This is a genomic window from Pseudomonas sp. I3-I5 (assembly GCF_022699445.1).
Lineage (GTDB): Bacteria > Pseudomonadota > Gammaproteobacteria > Pseudomonadales > Pseudomonadaceae > Aquipseudomonas > Aquipseudomonas fulva.
On sequence record NZ_CP093940.1, the window covers coordinates 4,148,500 to 4,163,693 of the forward strand.

Here is a 15,194-nt window from a genome sequence, read left to right on the forward strand (position 1 = left end):
TACTCCAATCAGTTGCGGAACGGGAACTTGAAAGCACGCAGCAGAGCGCGGCCTTCGTCGTCCGAACGAGCAGTGGTGGTCAGGGTGATGTCCAAACCGCGCAGAGCATCGATCTTGTCGTAGTCGATTTCCGGGAAGATGATCTGCTCTTTCACGCCCATGCTGTAGTTGCCACGACCGTCGAAGGACTTGGCATTCAGGCCGCGGAAGTCGCGAACCCGAGGCAGGGAGATCGCCAGCAGGCGGTCCAGGAATTCGTACATCTTGTCGCTACGCAGGGTCACCTTGACGCCGATCGGCCAGCCTTCGCGGACTTTGAAGCCAGCGATGGATTTGCGAGCGAAAGTCACGACCGGCTTTTGACCGGTGATCTTTTCCAGGTCGGCAACAGCGTGCTCGATGACCTTCTTGTCACCGATCGCTTCGCCCAGACCCATGTTCAGGGTGATTTTGGTAACGCGCGGAACTTCCATCACGTTCGACAGCTTAAGTTCATCCTTAAGCTTAGGAGCGATCTCGTTCCGGTAAATCTCTTTCAGTCGTGCCATGGTCTTCTACCTAGCAGTGTTCAAGCATCAACCGCTTTTTGGGTCGACTTGAAGACACGAATTTTCTTACCGTCTTCTACTTTGAAACCAACGCGGTCAGCCTTGTTGGTTTCACCGTTGAAGATGGCAACGTTGGAAGCGTGCAGAGGCGCTTCTTTTTCGACGATACCGCCCTGAACGCCCGCCATCGGGTTAGGCTTGGTATGACGCTTGACCAGGTTCACACCACCGATGACCAGACGGTCGTCAGCGAGAACCTTCAGCACCTTACCGCGCTTACCTTTGTCTTTGCCGGCGATCACGATGATCTCGTCGTCACGACGAATCTTTTGCATGTCGGATCTCCTTACAGCACTTCAGGGGCGAGCGAGACGATCTTCATGAACTTCTCAGTACGAAGTTCACGGGTCACTGGCCCGAAGATGCGAGTGCCGATCGGCTCTTGCTTGTTGTTCAGCAGAACAGCAGCGTTGCCGTCGAAACGAATGATGGAACCGTCAGCGCGACGAACACCGTGACGGGTGCGCACGACAACAGCAGTCATCACTTGGCCTTTTTTGACCTTACCGCGCGGAATTGCTTCCTTGACGGTAACTTTGATGATGTCACCGATGCCGGCGTAACGGCGGTGAGAACCGCCGAGCACCTTGATGCACATGACGCGACGAGCGCCGCTGTTATCGGCCACATCGAGCATGGATTGAGTCTGAATCATAAAATTTCTCCGACCCCTAGCCCTTAGACTTCAACAGCGCGTTCGAGGACTTCAACCAGTGCCCAGGACTTGGTCTTGGCCAGCGGACGGGTTTCGGTAATGGAAACCTTGTCGCCGATCTTGCACTGATTGGTTTCGTCGTGCGCGTGCAGCTTAGTCGAACGCTTAACGTATTTACCGTAGATCGGGTGCTTAACGCGACGCTCGATCAGAACGGTGATGGTCTTGTCCATTTTGTCGCTGACGACACGGCCAGTCAGCGTACGGACGGTTTTTTCAGCTTCAGCCATGATCACTTACCTGCCTGCTGGTTGAGCACAGTCTTCACGCGAGCGATGTCACGCTTGACTTGCGAGAGCAGGTGCGACTGCCCCAACTGGCCAGTTGCTTTCTGCATACGCAGATTGAACTGGTCGCGCAGCAAGCCGAGCAGTTGCTCGTTCAGTTGCTGTGCGGATTTTTCACGAAGTTCATTCGCTTTCATCACATCACCGTCCGCTTAACAAAGGAGGTGGCGAGAGGCAGCTTCGCAGCGGCCAGAGCGAAAGCTTCGCGCGCCAGCTCTTCAGAAACACCCTCGATCTCGTACAGGACTTTGCCTGGCTGGATCTGGGCAACCCAGTACTCAACGGAACCCTTACCTTTACCCATACGAACCTCGAGAGGTTTCTTGGAGATCGGCTTGTCCGGGAATACACGGATCCAGATCTTGCCGCCACGTTTTACGTGACGGGTCAGCGCACGACGTGCGGACTCGATCTGGCGGGCGGTGAGGCGACCGCGAGCAACAGCTTTCAGGGCGAATTCGCCGAAGCTGACTTTGCTACCGCGCAGTGCCAGACCACGGTTGTGGCCAGTCATCTGCTTGCGGAATTTTGTACGCTTAGGTTGCAACATTTGGCGTACCCCTTACTTAGCAGCTTTTTTACGAGGCGCTGGTGCTTGTGGTTTCAGTTCTTCTTGGCGACCACCAATAACTTCGCCTTTGAAAATCCAAACCTTCACACCGATCACACCGTAAGTGGTGTGAGCTTCGTAGGTGTTGTAGTCGATATCGGCACGCAGGGTGTGCAGAGGCACACGACCTTCGCGATACCACTCGGTACGAGCAATCTCAGCGCCGCCGAGACGACCGCTCACCTGGATCTTGATGCCCTTGGCACCAATACGCATGGCGTTCTGTACGGCGCGCTTCATGGCGCGACGGAACATAACGCGGCGTTCCAGCTGCTGAGCTACGCTTTGCGCAACCAGCATGGCGTCGAGTTCCGGCTTGCGGATCTCTTCGATGTTGATGTGCACAGGCACACCCATCTGCTTGGTCAGGTCCTGGCGCAGCTTCTCGACATCCTCACCTTTCTTCCCGATAACGATACCTGGACGAGCGGTGTGGATGGTGATGCGTGCAGTTTGAGCCGGACGATGAATATCGATACGGCTTACGGACGCGCTTTTTAGTTTGTCGTGGAGGTACTCACGCGTTTTCAGATCCTTCAACAGGTAATCTGCGTAAGTAGCACCGTCTGCGTACCAGACGGAGGTGTGCTCCTTGACGATTCCCAGGCGAATGCCAGTGGGATGTACTTTCTGACCCATCTGATCGACTCCGTTACTTGTCCGCAACCTTGACAGTGATATGGCAAGACCGCTTGACGATGCGATCAGCACGGCCTTTGGCACGTGGCATGATGCGCTTCAGCGAACGCCCTTCGTTGACGAAGACGGTGGAGACCTTCAGGTCATCAACGTCTGCGCCTTCGTTGTGTTCGGCGTTGGCTACGGCCGACTCGAGGACTTTCTTCATGATTTCAGCGGCTTTTTTGCTGCTGAAGGCCAACAGGTTGAGCGCTTCGCCCACCTTCTTCCCGCGGATCTGGTCGGCGACCAAGCGGGCTTTCTGGGCGGAGATTCGAGCGCCCGACAACTTAGCGGCTACTTCCATTTCCTTACCCCTTAACGCTTGGCTTTCTTGTCAGCCACGTGCCCGCGATAGGTGCGGGTACCGGCGAACTCGCCCAGTTTGTGGCCGACCATGTCTTCGTTCACGAGAACTGGAACATGCTGGCGACCGTTGTGAACCGCGATGGTCAGACCGACCATTTGTGGCAGGATCATCGAGCGACGCGACCAGGTTTTAACTGGTTTGCGATCGTTCTTCTCCACCGCCACTTCGACCTTCTTCAAGAGGTGAAGATCGATAAAAGGACCTTTTTTCAGAGAACGTGGCACTGTCGTATCCCTCTAGTTACTTGCGACGACGGACGATCATGTTGTCGGTACGCTTATTACCACGGGTTTTAGCACCCTTGGTTGGGAAGCCCCATGGCGATACCGGATGACGACCACCGGAGGTACGACCTTCACCACCACCATGTGGGTGGTCAACCGGGTTCATGGCAACACCACGAACGGTTGGGCGAACGCCGCGCCAGCGTTTGGCACCAGCTTTACCCAGCGAACGCAGGCTGTGCTCGGAGTTCGAGACTTCGCCCAGGGTCGCACGGCACTCAGCCAGGACTTTACGCATTTCACCAGAGCGCAGACGCAGGGTCACGTAGACACCTTCACGAGCGATCAGCTGAGCCGAAGCACCAGCGGAACGAGCGATCTGTGCACCTTTACCCGGCTTCAGTTCGATGCCGTGAATGGTGCTACCTACTGGAATGTTGCGCAGCTGCAGGGAGTTACCGGCCTTGATTGGGGCCAGGGCACCTGCGATCAGCTGGTCGCCAGCGCTCACGCCTTTAGGGGCGATGATGTAGCGACGCTCACCGTCTGCGTAGCACAGTAGGGCGATGTGAGCAGTACGGTTTGGATCGTATTCGATACGCTCGACAGTGGCTGGGATGCCATCTTTGTCGTTGCGACGGAAGTCGACCAGACGGTAATGCTGCTTATGACCACCACCTACGTGACGCGTAGTGATGCGGCCATTGTTGTTACGACCACCAGACTTCGATTTTTTCTCGAGCAGCGGTGCGTGAGGAGCGCCTTTATGCAGCTCCTTGTTGACCACCTTGACCACGAAACGGCGGCCAGGGGAAGTCGGTTTGCATTTAACGATTGCCATGATGCACCCCTTCCTTACTCAGCACTGCTGCTGAAATCGAGATCTTGGCCTGGCTGAAGGGAGACGATCGCCTTCTTCCAGTCATTACGCTTGCCCAGACCACGTGCGGTACGCTTGGTTTTACCCAGAACGTTAACGGTCGACACGTTTTCAACTTTTACGTTGAACAGGCCTTCGACAGCTTTCTTGATTTCCAGCTTGGTTGCGTCAGTAGCAACCTTGAATACGAACTGGCCTTTCTTCTCAGCCAGAACGGTAGCCTTCTCGGAAACGTGCGGGCCAAGGAGGACTTTGAATACGCGTTCCTGGTTCATCCCAGCAGCTCCTCGAATTTCTTCACGGCCGAGACAGTGATCAACACTTTCTCGTATGCGATCAGACTGACCGGGTCGGAACCTTGTACGTCACGAACGTCGACGTGCGGCAGGTTACGAGCAGCCAGGTACAGGTTCTGATCAACAGCGTCGGAAACGATCAACACATCGCTCAGACCCATGCCGTTCAGCTTGTTCAGCAGATCTTTGGTTTTCGGTGCTTCAACAGCGAAGTCCTGAACCACGACCAGACGGTCGCTACGCACCAGCTCAGCGAGGATGGAGCGCAGAGCTGCGCGATACATCTTCTTGTTGAGCTTCTGCGAGTGATCTTGAGGGCGAGCTGCGAAGGTTACACCACCGCCACGCCAGATCGGACCACGAGTGGTACCAGCACGAGCACGGCCAGTACCCTTCTGACGCCATGGGCGCTTACCGCCACCAGCCACGTCGGAACGGGTCTTTTGCTGCTTGGTGCCCTGACGGCCGCCGGCCATGTAGGCCACGACTGCTTGGTGTACCAGCGTCTCGTTGAATTCGCCACCGAAAGTCAGTTCGGAAACTTCGATCGCCTGAGCGTCATTTACATTAAGTTGCATGTCAGTTTCCCCTTAACCGCGAGCCTTGACAGCTGGACGTACAACCACGTCGCCGCCAGTAGCGCCTGGAACGGCACCCTTGACCAGCAACAGGTTGCGCTCAGCGTCTACGCGAACAACTTCCAGGGACTGAACAGTCACGCGCTCGGCGCCCATGTGACCGGACATCTTCTTGCCCTTGAACACACGACCAGGAGTCTGGCACTGGCCGATGGAACCTGGGACACGGTGCGACACGGAGTTACCGTGGGTGTTGTCCTGGCCACGGAAGTTCCAGCGCTTGATGGTACCGGCGAAGCCTTTACCCTTGGACTGACCAGTAACGTCTACCAGCTGGCCTGCAGTGAAGAGTTCAGCTTTGATCAGATCGCCAGCCTGGAAATCGCCTTCTTCAAGACGGAACTCCCAAACACCGCGACCAGCAGCAACGTTGGCCTTGGCAAAGTGGCCTGCCTGAGCGGCAGTCACGCGCGAAGCACGACGCTCGCCGACAGTGACTTGCACTGCACGGTAGCCATCGGTTTCTTCAGTTTTGAACTGGGTGACGCGATTCGGCTCGATCTCAATGACCGTGACCGGAATGGAGACACCTTCTTCGGTGAAAATGCGGGTCATACCGCACTTGCGACCGATTACACCAATAGTCATGTTGTAAACCTCATGAGTGTACGGGGCTTTCACCCGCTATGGCCGCCCATTTCAGAGCGTTACACGACCAGACCGAAGTCTTAGCCGAGGCTGATCTGTACTTCCACACCTGCCGCCAGATCAAGCTTCATCAGCGCGTCAACGGTTTTATCCGTTGGCTGGACGATGTCCAGAACACGCTTATGAGTGCGAATCTCGTACTGATCACGCGCGTCTTTGTTGACGTGCGGGGAGACCAGAACGGTGAAACGCTCTTTGCGGGTAGGCAGTGGAATTGGACCACGCACTTGTGCACCAGTACGTTTCGCGGTTTCCACGATTTCCTGGGTGGATTGGTCGATCAGGCGATGGTCGAAAGCCTTCAACCTGATACGGATTTGCTGATTTTGCATTGGATTTCAGACTCCAGGCTGTTCCCAACGGACGCACTACGCCCGCTAAAAGGAGGCGTGATTCTATAGATGCCCCCATTTGGTGTCAACCCAATAAAAAAAGCCCCCGCTGAGCGGGGGCTTTTTCAATCGGTCGAGTGATTACTCGATGATTTTGGCTACGACGCCGGCGCCGACGGTACGACCGCCTTCACGGATAGCGAAGCGCAGACCGTCTTCCATTGCGATGGTCTTGATCAGGGTAACAGTCATCTGAATGTTGTCACCTGGCATTACCATTTCAACGCCTTCCGGCAGTTCGCAGTTACCGGTCACGTCAGTGGTACGGAAGTAGAACTGAGGACGGTAGCCTTTGAAGAACGGAGTGTGACGACCGCCTTCTTCTTTCGACAGAACGTAGACTTCTGCGGTGAACTTGGTGTGCGGCTTGACCGAACCTGGCTTGACCAGAACCTGGCCACGCTCAACGTCGTCACGCTTGGTACCACGCAGCAGAACGCCGCAGTTCTCGCCAGCACGGCCTTCGTCCAGCAGCTTGCGGAACATCTCAACACCGGTGCAGGTGGTGGTGGTGGTGTCACGCAGGCCAACGATTTCCAGCGGATCCTGAACGCGGACGATACCACGCTCGATACGACCGGTCACAACGGTACCACGACCCGAGATCGAGAATACGTCTTCGATCGGCATCAGGAAAGGCTGGTCGATGGCACGAACTGGCTCAGGGATGTAGGAATCCAGAGTTTCTACCAGCTTCTTAACAGCGGTAGTGCCCATTTCGTTGTCGTCTTTGCCTTCCAGCGCCATACGAGCCGAACCGATGATGATCGGGGTGTCGTCGCCTGGGAAGTCGTAGGTGGACAGCAGGTCGCGAACTTCCATCTCGACCAGTTCCAGCAGCTCAGCGTCGTCTACCAGGTCAGCCTTGTTCAGGAAGACCACGATGTACGGAACGCCAACCTGACGGGACAGCAGGATGTGCTCACGGGTTTGTGGCATCGGACCATCGGCGGCCGAGCAAACCAGGATCGCGCCGTCCATCTGGGCAGCACCGGTGATCATGTTCTTCACGTAGTCAGCGTGACCTGGGCAGTCAACGTGAGCGTAGTGACGAATGGTCGAGTTGTACTCAACGTGAGCGGTGTTGATGGTGATACCGCGCGCTTTTTCTTCCGGAGCCGAGTCGATCTTGTCGAACTCAACGACTGCCGAACCGAATACTTCGGAGCAGACGCGAGTCAGAGCTGCGGTCAGAGTGGTCTTACCGTGGTCAACGTGGCCGATAGTGCCGACGTTAACGTGGGGAAGGGAACGATCAAATTTTTCTTTAGCCACGACAGTGAACTCCTAGCCTAAAGGGGCTGAATCAGCCTTGTTTTTTAATGAGAGCTTCGACGATGTTCGACGGAGCTTCAGCGTACTTGGAGAATTCCATGGAGTAGCTTGCGCGACCCTGAGACATGGAACGAACGTCGGTCGCGTAACCGAACATTTCCCCGAGCGGAACTTCAGCGCGGACGACGCGGCCAGAGACCGACTCATCCATACCCTGTACCAGACCACGACGACGGTTCAGGTCACCCATCACGTCACCCAGGTAGTCTTCCGGGGTTACAACTTCGACCTTCATGATCGGCTCGAGAACCACGCCGCCGCCCTTCTGGGCCAGCTGCTTGGTTGCCATCGATGCAGCAATCTTGAACGCCATTTCGTTGGAGTCGACGTCGTGGTACGAACCGTCGAATACCGTGGCCTTCAGGCCGATCAGAGGATAGCCGGCAACGACGCCGTTCTTCATCTGCTCTTCGATACCCTTCTGGATCGGGGCGATGAATTCCTTCGGAATCACACCACCAACGACTTCGTTGGTAAACACCAGACCTTCGGTGATGTTGCCTTTCTCGTCCACTTCCGGTTCCGAGAAACGGATCCAGCAGTGACCGAACTGACCACGACCACCCGACTGACGAACGAATTTGCCTTCGATCTCGACGTTGGACTTGGTGATCTTCTCGCGGTACGAAACCTGAGGCTTACCGATGTTGGCTTCGACGTTGAATTCGCGCTTCATGCGGTCAACGAGGATGTCCAGGTGCAGCTCACCCATACCGGAGATGATGGTCTGGCCGGTTTCTTCGTCGGTCTTGACGCGGAACGACGGGTCTTCCTGGGCCAGCTTGCCCAGTGCGATACCCATCTTCTCCTGGTCGGCCTTGGTTTTCGGCTCGACGGACAGGGAGATTACCGGCTCCGGGAAGTCCATACGCTCAAGGATGATTGGATGATCGGCGTTGCACAGGGTTTCACCGGTGGTCACGTCTTTCATGCCGATCAGAGCGGCGATGTCGCCAGCGCGCACTTCCTTGATCTCTTCACGCTGGTTGGCGTGCATCTGCACCATACGACCAACGCGCTCTTTCTTGCCTTTGACCGAGTTGATCACGGAGTCGCCGGAGCTCAGAACACCCGAGTAGACGCGAACGAAGGTCAGAGTACCTACGAACGGGTCGGTCGCGATCTTGAACGCCAGGGCCGAGAACGGCTCGTTGTCGTCGGCGTGACGCTCGTCTTTACGAACAGCCGGGTCTTCCTTATCCAGATCCTTGTCGTCCGGGTTGATACCCTGGATGGCAGGAATCTCGGTAGGAGCAGGCAGGTAGTCGATGACGGCGTCGAGAACCAGGGGAACACCCTTGTTCTTGAACGACGAACCGCAAACAGCTGGAACGATTTCGCTGGCCAGGGTGCGCGCGCGCAGGCCTGCCTTGATCTCGTCAACGGTGAGCTCACCGCCTTCCAGGTACTTGTTCATCAGCTCTTCGTTGGCTTCAGCGGCAGCTTCAACCATGTTGTTGCGCCACTCTTCAGCCAGCTCAAGCATGTCCGCAGGAATTTCTTCCTCGCGGTAGGTGGTGCCCTTGTCGTCGTCGTTCCAGTAGATAGCCTTCATCTTGATCAGGTCGACCTGACCCTGGAAGTTATCTTCCGAACCGATGGCCAGCTGAACCGGAACCGGGGTGTGACCCAGACGGTTCTTGATCTGACCTACGACGCGCAGGAAGTTGGCACCGGCACGGTCCATCTTGTTCACGTAAACAACACGTGGAACACCGTACTTGTTGGCCTGACGCCATACGGTTTCGGACTGAGGCTCGACACCGGAGGTGCCGCAGAACACAACGACCGCACCGTCGAGTACGCGCAGCGAACGTTCTACTTCAATGGTGAAGTCAACGTGGCCGGGGGTATCGATGACGTTTACGCGGTAGTTGTCGTACTGACCAACGGAACCTTTCCAGAAGGTGGTCACGGCAGCGGAGGTAATGGTGATACCGCGCTCCTGCTCCTGCACCATCCAGTCGGTGGTCGCGGCGCCGTCGTGCACCTCGCCCATCTTGTGGCTCAGACCTGTGTAGAACAGGATCCGCTCGGTAGTGGTGGTCTTGCCCGCGTCAACGTGGGCACAGATACCAATGTTACGGTAGCGGTTAATTGCTGTAGTACGAGCCATAAAGCCCTCGCAAAGTGATTGATGCTTGAATTAGAAGCGGTAGTGCGAGAACGCTTTGTTGGCTTCAGCCATACGGTGAACGTCTTCACGCTTCTTCACTGCAGCACCCTTGCCTTCGGCAGCATCCAGCAGTTCACCGGCCAGGCGCAGGGCCATCGACTTCTCGCCGCGCTTACGGGCGTAGTCTACGAGCCAGCGCATTGCCAGAGCGTTACGACGGGATGGACGAACTTCAACCGGAACCTGGTAAGTGGCACCGCCGACACGACGGGACTTAACTTCGACCAGCGGAGCGATGGCGTCGAGAGCTTTCTCGAAGATTTCCAGGGGGTCGCTGTTCTTGCGTGCTTTGACGGTATCCAGGGCACCATAAACGATGCGCTCGGCTACGGCCTTCTTGCCGCTTTCCATCACGTGGTTCATGAACTTGGCGAGAATCTGCGATCCGTACTTAGGATCGTCAAGGATCTCACGTTTTGCTGCTACACGACGTCTTGGCATGATAAGCCCTCAAACGGTCTTCAGGTTAGCCCGGGACCTGGGTCTACGACCCCCGCCCGACCTTACTCTTATCGACTCAAAAAAATGGATGTCTGCAAACGGCCGATTACTTCGGACGCTTGGTACCGTACTTCGAACGACCCTGGTTACGGCCTTTAACGCCCGAGGTATCCAGAGAGCCGCGAACGGTGTGGTAACGAACACCTGGCAAGTCTTTTACACGGCCGCCACGGATCAGGACGACGCTGTGCTCTTGCAGGTTGTGGCCTTCACCGCCGATGTACGAGGAAACCTCGAAACCGTTGGTCAGGCGCACACGGCATACTTTACGCAGTGCCGAGTTAGGTTTTTTCGGCGTGGTGGTGTACACACGGGTGCACACGCCACGACGTTGCGGGCAGTTCTGCAGCGCAGGAACGTCGGACTTCTCGACCGAACGCTTACGCGGCTGACGTACCAGCTGGTTGATAGTTGCCATCTACTAGCTCCACTGATTGTCTTGCGACTCTATTGTCTTGCAAGAAAGCCAAAAATTGGCGAGACGGAGCCTCACCAAATTTAAGGGTACAAAAGTCTAAAGAGGATCTTGCACCCAGTCAAGACAAGGCCCCGGCCCTCCCCGCCCGATCATCGGCAACATTTCATGTCGCCGACGACGGTCCGGGGTAAACCGGGGCCCTGCCCTGTACTCAGTTACCGCTGGAGTTCAGTGCTTCGGTCAGTGCGGCTTCCACCTCACTGGCGCTCACACGCAGCGGCTTGTCTGCATCACGGCGACGCTTGCGCTCGCTGTGGTAAGCCAGACCCGTACCAGCCGGGATCAGGCGACCCACGACCACGTTCTCTTTCAGACCACGCAGGTAGTCGCGCTTGCCAGTCACGGCCGCTTCGGTCAGTACGCGGGTGGTTTCCTGGAAGGAAGCCGCGGAAATGAACGACTCGGTCGACAGCGACGCCTTGGTGATACCCAGCAGCACACGGGTGAACTTGGAGATGAACTTGTCCTCGCCGGCGAGACGCTCGTTCTCTACCAGTACCTGAGTCAGTTCCATCTGGTCGCCCTTGATGAAGCTGGAATCGCCCGACTCGGAAATCTCGACCTTGCGCAGCATCTGGCGCAGGATGGTCTCGATGTGCTTGTCGTTGATCTTAACGCCTTGCAGACGATAAACGTCCTGAATCTCGTTGACGATGTACTTGGCGAGTGCGCTGACACCCAGCAGACGCAGGATGTCGTGCGGATCGCTTGGGCCGTCGGAGATAACTTCGCCGCGGTTTACCTGCTCACCTTCGAAGACGTTCAGGTGACGCCACTTCGGAATCAGCTCTTCGTAAGGATCGCTACCGTCGGTCGGAGTGATCACCAGGCGACGCTTGCCCTTGGTTTCTTTACCGAAGGCGATGGTACCGCTGACTTCAGCCAGAATCGACGCTTCCTTCGGACGACGCGCTTCGAACAAGTCGGCAACACGTGGCAGACCACCGGTGATGTCACGGGTCTTGGACGTTTCTTGCGGAATACGCGCAATAACGTCACCGACACCGATCTGTGCACCGTCGGCCACGCCAACCAAGGCGTTAGCCGGCAGGAAGTACTGGGCAGGTACATCGGTACCCGGCAGGTACAGGTCCTTACCAGACGCATCCACCATCTTGATGGCCGGACGGATTTCCTTGCCTGCGGCAGGGCGATCCTTGACGTCCAACACTTCAATGTTGGTCAGGCCGGTGAGTTCATCGGTCTGACGCTTGATGGTGATGTTTTCTTCCATGCCCACGAAGGTCACGGTACCTTTGAGTTCGGTCACGATCGGGTGGGTGTGCGGGTCCCACTTGGCGACGATGGCGCCAGCTTCGACCTTGTCACCTTCCTTGACCGAAATCACAGCGCCGTACGGCAGCTTGTAACGCTCACGCTCACGACCAAATTCGTCGGCAATGGCCAACTCGCCCGAACGCGATACGGCAACCAGGTTACCGTCTGCGCGCTCAACCTGCTTCAGGTTATGCAGACGTACCATACCGCCATTCTTCACCTGAACGCTGTCAGCAGCCGAGGTCCGGCTTGCAGCACCACCGATGTGGAACGTACGCATGGTCAGCTGGGTACCAGGCTCACCGATGGACTGGGCGGCGATGACGCCGACCGCTTCACCGATGTTCACCTGGTGACCGCGCGCCAGGTCACGACCGTAGCACTTGGCGCAAATACCGAAGCGGGTTTCGCAGCTGATCGGCGAGCGCACGACCACTTCGTCGATGCTGTTCAGCTCGATGAACTCGACCCATTTCTCGTCTACCAGCGTACCGGCAGGAACGATGACGTCCTCGGTGCCCGGCTTGAACACGTCACGGGCGATGACACGACCCAGAACACGCTCACCCAGCGGCTCGACAACGTCGCCGCCTTCGATGTGCGGGGTCATGACCAGACCTTGGTCGGTGCCGCAATCGATCTCGGTCACCACCAGATCCTGCGCCACGTCTACCAGACGACGGGTCAGGTAACCGGAGTTCGCGGTCTTCAGCGCGGTATCCGCCAGACCCTTACGAGCACCGTGAGTCGAGATGAAGTACTGGAGTACGCTCAGACCTTCACGGAAGTTCGCGGTGATCGGCGTCTCGATGATGGAGCCGTCCGGCTTGGCCATCAGACCACGCATACCCGCCAGCTGACGGATCTGGGCAGCAGAACCACGCGCACCCGAGTCAGCCATCATGTACATCGAGTTGAACGATTCCTGGTCGACTTCATTGCCCTCGCGGTCGATGACCTTCTCTTTCGAGAGGTTGGCCATCATCGCCTTGGACACTTCGTCGTTCGCCTTGGACCACAAGTCGATGACCTTGTTGTACTTCTCGCCCTGGGTGACCAGGCCGGAGGCGTACTGACTTTCGATTTCCTTCACTTCATCGGTAGCCGTACCGATGATGCGCGCCTTCTCATCCGGAATGACGAAGTCGTTCACACCGATGGAAACACCGGAGATGGTCGAGTAGGCGAAACCGGTGTACATCAGCTGGTCAGCGAAGATGACGGTCTCTTTCAGACCAACCACGCGGTAGCACTGGTTGATCAGCTTGGAGATCGCCTTTTTCTTCATTGGCTGGTTGACGACATCGTAAGGCAGGCCAGCAGGTACAACCTGGAACAGCAGCGCACGGCCAACGGTGGTGTCGACGATGCGGGTGTTCTTGGTGACGCTGCCATCACGGTCTTTCACGGTCTCGTTGATACGAACCTTGATTTTCGCGTGCAGGGCAGCTTCGCCAGCGCGGAATACGCGGTCGACTTCCTGCAGGTCGGCAAAGACACGACCCTCGCCCTTGGCGTTGATGGCCTCACGGGTCATGTAGTACAGACCCAGTACGACGTCCTGCGACGGAACGATGATTGGCTCACCGTTGGCTGGCGACAGGATGTTGTTGGTCGACATCATCAGCGCACGCGCTTCGAGCTGAGCTTCCAGCGTCAGCGGCACGTGAACGGCCATCTGGTCACCGTCGAAGTCGGCGTTGTACGCAGCGCAGACCAGCGGGTGGAGCTGGATGGCCTTGCCTTCGATCAGGACCGGCTCGAATGCCTGGATACCCAGACGGTGCAGGGTCGGTGCACGGTTCAGCAATACGGGGTGCTCGCGAATCACTTCGGCGAGAACGTCCCACACCTCTGGCAGCTCGCGCTCGACCATCTTCTTGGCAGCCTTGATGGTGGTCGCCAGACCACGCATTTCCAGCTTGCCGAAAATGAACGGCTTGAACAGCTCCAGGGCCATTTTCTTCGGCAGACCGCACTGGTGCAGACGCAGGGTCGGGCCTACGGTAATGACCGAACGACCGGAGTAGTCCACACGCTTACCGAGCAGGTTCTGACGGAAGCGACCTTGCTTACCTTTGATCATGTCGGCCAGGGACTTCAGCGGACGCTTGTTCGAGCCAGTGATGGCGCGACCGCGACGGCCGTTGTCCAGCAGGGCGTCGACCGCTTCCTGCAGCATGCGCTTTTCGTTGCGCACGATGATGTCCGGCGCCGATAGATCCAGCAGGCGCTTGAGACGGTTGTTACGGTTGATCACCCGACGGTACAGGTCGTTCAGGTCGGAGGTCGCGAAGCGGCCGCCATCCAACGGTACCAGCGGACGCAGGTCCGGCGGCAGCACTGGCAGGACGGTCAGGACCATCCACTCAGGCAGGTTGCCGGAGCCCTGGAAGGCTTCCATGAGCTTCAGGCGCTTGGACAGCTTCTTGATCTTGGTTTCCGAGTTGGTCTGCGGAATCTCTTCACGCAGGCGACCGATCTCGTGCTCCAGGTCGATAGCGTGCAGCAGCTCGCGGACAGCCTCGGCACCCATGCGGGCGTCGAAGTCGTCACCGAACTCTTCCAGCGCTTCGAAGTACTGCTCGTCGTTGAGCAGCTGGCCTTTTTCAAGCGTAGTCATGCCTGGATCGATAACGACGTAGCTCTCGAAGTAGAGCACGCGCTCGATATCACGCAGGGTCATGTCCATCAGCAAGCCGATACGGGACGGCAGCGACTTCAGGAACCAGATGTGTGCGACAGGCGAAGCCAGCTCGATGTGAGCCATGCGCTCACGACGGACCTTGGCGAGGGCAACTTCAACGCCGCACTTCTCGCAGATAACGCCACGATGCTTCAGGCGCTTGTACTTACCGCACAGGCACTCGTAGTCCTTGACTGGGCCAAAGATCTTGGCGCAGAACAGGCCGTCACGTTCTGGTTTGAACGTACGGTAGTTGATGGTTTCCGGCTTCTTAACTTCACCGAACGACCACGAACGGATCATCTCTGGTGACGCCAGACCGATGCGGATGGCGTCGAACTCTTCGACTTGACCCTGGTTTTTCAGCAAATTCAGTAGGTCTTTCAAGGCCTTT

General features: G+C 57.1%; 19 protein-coding genes. All 19 read right to left on the reverse strand.

Annotated features, from left to right (window positions below; genetic code table 11):
• Window positions 1-8: 8 nt before the first annotated feature.
• The gene (gene rplE / locus MOP87_RS18565) at window positions 9-548 is read right to left on the reverse strand and encodes a 50S ribosomal protein L5 (protein WP_023535025.1); all 540 of its coding nucleotides are present in this window, start codon (window positions 546-548) and stop codon (window positions 9-11) included.
• A gap of 20 nt (window positions 549-568) precedes the next feature.
• Complete coding sequence (gene rplX, locus MOP87_RS18570) at window positions 569-883, reverse strand: 50S ribosomal protein L24 (RefSeq protein ID WP_003255476.1); 315 nt, start codon at window positions 881-883, stop codon at window positions 569-571.
• A gap of 11 nt (window positions 884-894) precedes the next feature.
• The gene (rplN, locus tag MOP87_RS18575; protein WP_002555479.1) at window positions 895-1,263 is read right to left on the reverse strand and encodes a 50S ribosomal protein L14; all 369 of its coding nucleotides are present in this window, start codon (window positions 1,261-1,263) and stop codon (window positions 895-897) included.
• 23 nt (window positions 1,264-1,286) lie between these two features.
• Window positions 1,287-1,553 carry a 30S ribosomal protein S17 gene (gene rpsQ / locus MOP87_RS18580; RefSeq protein WP_023534981.1) on the reverse strand — a complete coding sequence of 89 codons (267 nt, stop codon included), beginning with the start codon at window positions 1,551-1,553 and terminating at the stop codon, window positions 1,287-1,289.
• 2 nt (window positions 1,554-1,555) lie between these two features.
• On the reverse strand, window positions 1,556-1,747 hold the full coding sequence (gene rpmC / locus MOP87_RS18585) for a 50S ribosomal protein L29 (RefSeq protein WP_002555481.1): 192 nt from the start codon (window positions 1,745-1,747) through the stop codon (window positions 1,556-1,558).
• Window positions 1,747-2,160 carry a 50S ribosomal protein L16 gene (rplP, locus tag MOP87_RS18590; RefSeq protein ID WP_003255479.1) on the reverse strand — a complete coding sequence of 138 codons (414 nt, stop codon included), beginning with the start codon at window positions 2,158-2,160 and terminating at the stop codon, window positions 1,747-1,749. The genes rpmC and rplP overlap by 1 nt, the downstream gene beginning before the upstream one ends.
• A 12-nt stretch (window positions 2,161-2,172) precedes the next feature.
• On the reverse strand, window positions 2,173-2,859 hold the full coding sequence (gene rpsC / locus MOP87_RS18595; RefSeq protein WP_023535026.1) for a 30S ribosomal protein S3: 687 nt from the start codon (window positions 2,857-2,859) through the stop codon (window positions 2,173-2,175).
• Between the two features lie 13 nt (window positions 2,860-2,872).
• Window positions 2,873-3,205, reverse strand: a complete 333-nt coding sequence (gene rplV / locus MOP87_RS18600) for a 50S ribosomal protein L22 (RefSeq protein WP_003103908.1) — start codon at window positions 3,203-3,205, stop codon at window positions 2,873-2,875.
• 11 nt (window positions 3,206-3,216) lie between these two features.
• Window positions 3,217-3,492, reverse strand: a complete 276-nt coding sequence (gene rpsS, locus MOP87_RS18605) for a 30S ribosomal protein S19 (RefSeq protein WP_003255482.1) — start codon at window positions 3,490-3,492, stop codon at window positions 3,217-3,219.
• A gap of 16 nt (window positions 3,493-3,508) precedes the next feature.
• Window positions 3,509-4,333, reverse strand: a complete 825-nt coding sequence (gene rplB, locus MOP87_RS18610) for a 50S ribosomal protein L2 (protein WP_027915105.1) — start codon at window positions 4,331-4,333, stop codon at window positions 3,509-3,511.
• 14 nt (window positions 4,334-4,347) lie between these two features.
• On the reverse strand, window positions 4,348-4,647 hold the full coding sequence (gene rplW, locus MOP87_RS18615) for a 50S ribosomal protein L23 (protein ID WP_003255484.1): 300 nt from the start codon (window positions 4,645-4,647) through the stop codon (window positions 4,348-4,350).
• Window positions 4,644-5,246, reverse strand: coding sequence for a 50S ribosomal protein L4 (rplD, locus tag MOP87_RS18620; protein WP_003255485.1), 603 nt, complete (start codon window positions 5,244-5,246; stop codon window positions 4,644-4,646). Before rplD ends, rplW begins: the two co-directional genes overlap by 4 nt.
• A gap of 12 nt (window positions 5,247-5,258) precedes the next feature.
• Window positions 5,259-5,894: a 50S ribosomal protein L3 gene (gene rplC, locus MOP87_RS18625; RefSeq protein ID WP_003257089.1), complete on the reverse strand. Its 636-nt coding sequence runs from the start codon at window positions 5,892-5,894 to the stop codon at window positions 5,259-5,261.
• Between the two features lie 80 nt (window positions 5,895-5,974).
• Window positions 5,975-6,286: a 30S ribosomal protein S10 gene (rpsJ, locus tag MOP87_RS18630; RefSeq protein WP_003186070.1), complete on the reverse strand. Its 312-nt coding sequence runs from the start codon at window positions 6,284-6,286 to the stop codon at window positions 5,975-5,977.
• A 141-nt stretch (window positions 6,287-6,427) separates the two neighbouring features.
• A complete protein-coding gene (gene tuf / locus MOP87_RS18635; protein WP_038411791.1) occupies window positions 6,428-7,621 on the reverse strand; it encodes an elongation factor Tu in 1,194 nt (397 codons plus the stop codon).
• 31 nt (window positions 7,622-7,652) lie between these two features.
• On the reverse strand, window positions 7,653-9,797 hold the full coding sequence (gene fusA, locus MOP87_RS18640) for an elongation factor G (protein ID WP_023535524.1): 2,145 nt from the start codon (window positions 9,795-9,797) through the stop codon (window positions 7,653-7,655).
• A gap of 30 nt (window positions 9,798-9,827) precedes the next feature.
• A complete protein-coding gene (rpsG, locus tag MOP87_RS18645) occupies window positions 9,828-10,298 on the reverse strand; it encodes a 30S ribosomal protein S7 (RefSeq protein ID WP_003246741.1) in 471 nt (156 codons plus the stop codon).
• Between the two features lie 106 nt (window positions 10,299-10,404).
• The gene (gene rpsL / locus MOP87_RS18650) at window positions 10,405-10,776 is read right to left on the reverse strand and encodes a 30S ribosomal protein S12 (RefSeq protein WP_003255492.1); all 372 of its coding nucleotides are present in this window, start codon (window positions 10,774-10,776) and stop codon (window positions 10,405-10,407) included.
• Between the two features lie 211 nt (window positions 10,777-10,987).
• On the reverse strand, window positions 10,988-15,187 hold the full coding sequence (gene rpoC / locus MOP87_RS18655) for a DNA-directed RNA polymerase subunit beta' (protein ID WP_023535526.1): 4,200 nt from the start codon (window positions 15,185-15,187) through the stop codon (window positions 10,988-10,990).
• Window positions 15,188-15,194: the final 7 nt, after the last annotated feature.

What these genes read in the sequence shown, in the direction of transcription:
- rplE (WP_023535025.1), bottom strand. Translation starts at nt 548, where the DNA reads ATGGCACGACTGAAAGAGATTTACCGGAACGAGATCGCTCCTAAGCTT.
- rplX (WP_003255476.1), bottom strand. Translation starts at nt 883, where the DNA reads ATGCAAAAGATTCGTCGTGACGACGAGATCATCGTGATCGCCGGCAAA.
- rplN (WP_002555479.1), bottom strand. Translation starts at nt 1,263, where the DNA reads ATGATTCAGACTCAATCCATGCTCGATGTGGCCGATAACAGCGGCGCT.
- rpsQ (WP_023534981.1), bottom strand. Translation starts at nt 1,553, where the DNA reads ATGGCTGAAGCTGAAAAAACCGTCCGTACGCTGACTGGCCGTGTCGTC.
- rpmC (WP_002555481.1), bottom strand. Translation starts at nt 1,747, where the DNA reads ATGAAAGCGAATGAACTTCGTGAAAAATCCGCACAGCAACTGAACGAG.
- rplP (WP_003255479.1), bottom strand. Translation starts at nt 2,160, where the DNA reads ATGTTGCAACCTAAGCGTACAAAATTCCGCAAGCAGATGACTGGCCAC.
- rpsC (WP_023535026.1), bottom strand. Translation starts at nt 2,859, where the DNA reads ATGGGTCAGAAAGTACATCCCACTGGCATTCGCCTGGGAATCGTCAAG.
- rplV (WP_003103908.1), bottom strand. Translation starts at nt 3,205, where the DNA reads ATGGAAGTAGCCGCTAAGTTGTCGGGCGCTCGAATCTCCGCCCAGAAA.
- rplB (WP_027915105.1), bottom strand. Translation starts at nt 4,333, where the DNA reads ATGGCAATCGTTAAATGCAAACCGACTTCCCCTGGCCGCCGTTTCGTG.
- rplW (WP_003255484.1), bottom strand. Translation starts at nt 4,647, where the DNA reads ATGAACCAGGAACGCGTATTCAAAGTCCTCCTTGGCCCGCACGTTTCC.
- rplD (WP_003255485.1), bottom strand. Translation starts at nt 5,246, where the DNA reads ATGCAACTTAATGTAAATGACGCTCAGGCGATCGAAGTTTCCGAACTG.
- rplC (WP_003257089.1), bottom strand. Translation starts at nt 5,894, where the DNA reads ATGACTATTGGTGTAATCGGTCGCAAGTGCGGTATGACCCGCATTTTC.
- rpsJ (WP_003186070.1), bottom strand. Translation starts at nt 6,286, where the DNA reads ATGCAAAATCAGCAAATCCGTATCAGGTTGAAGGCTTTCGACCATCGC.
- fusA (WP_023535524.1), bottom strand. Translation starts at nt 9,797, where the DNA reads ATGGCTCGTACTACAGCAATTAACCGCTACCGTAACATTGGTATCTGT.
- rpsG (WP_003246741.1), bottom strand. Translation starts at nt 10,298, where the DNA reads ATGCCAAGACGTCGTGTAGCAGCAAAACGTGAGATCCTTGACGATCCT.
- rpsL (WP_003255492.1), bottom strand. Translation starts at nt 10,776, where the DNA reads ATGGCAACTATCAACCAGCTGGTACGTCAGCCGCGTAAGCGTTCGGTC.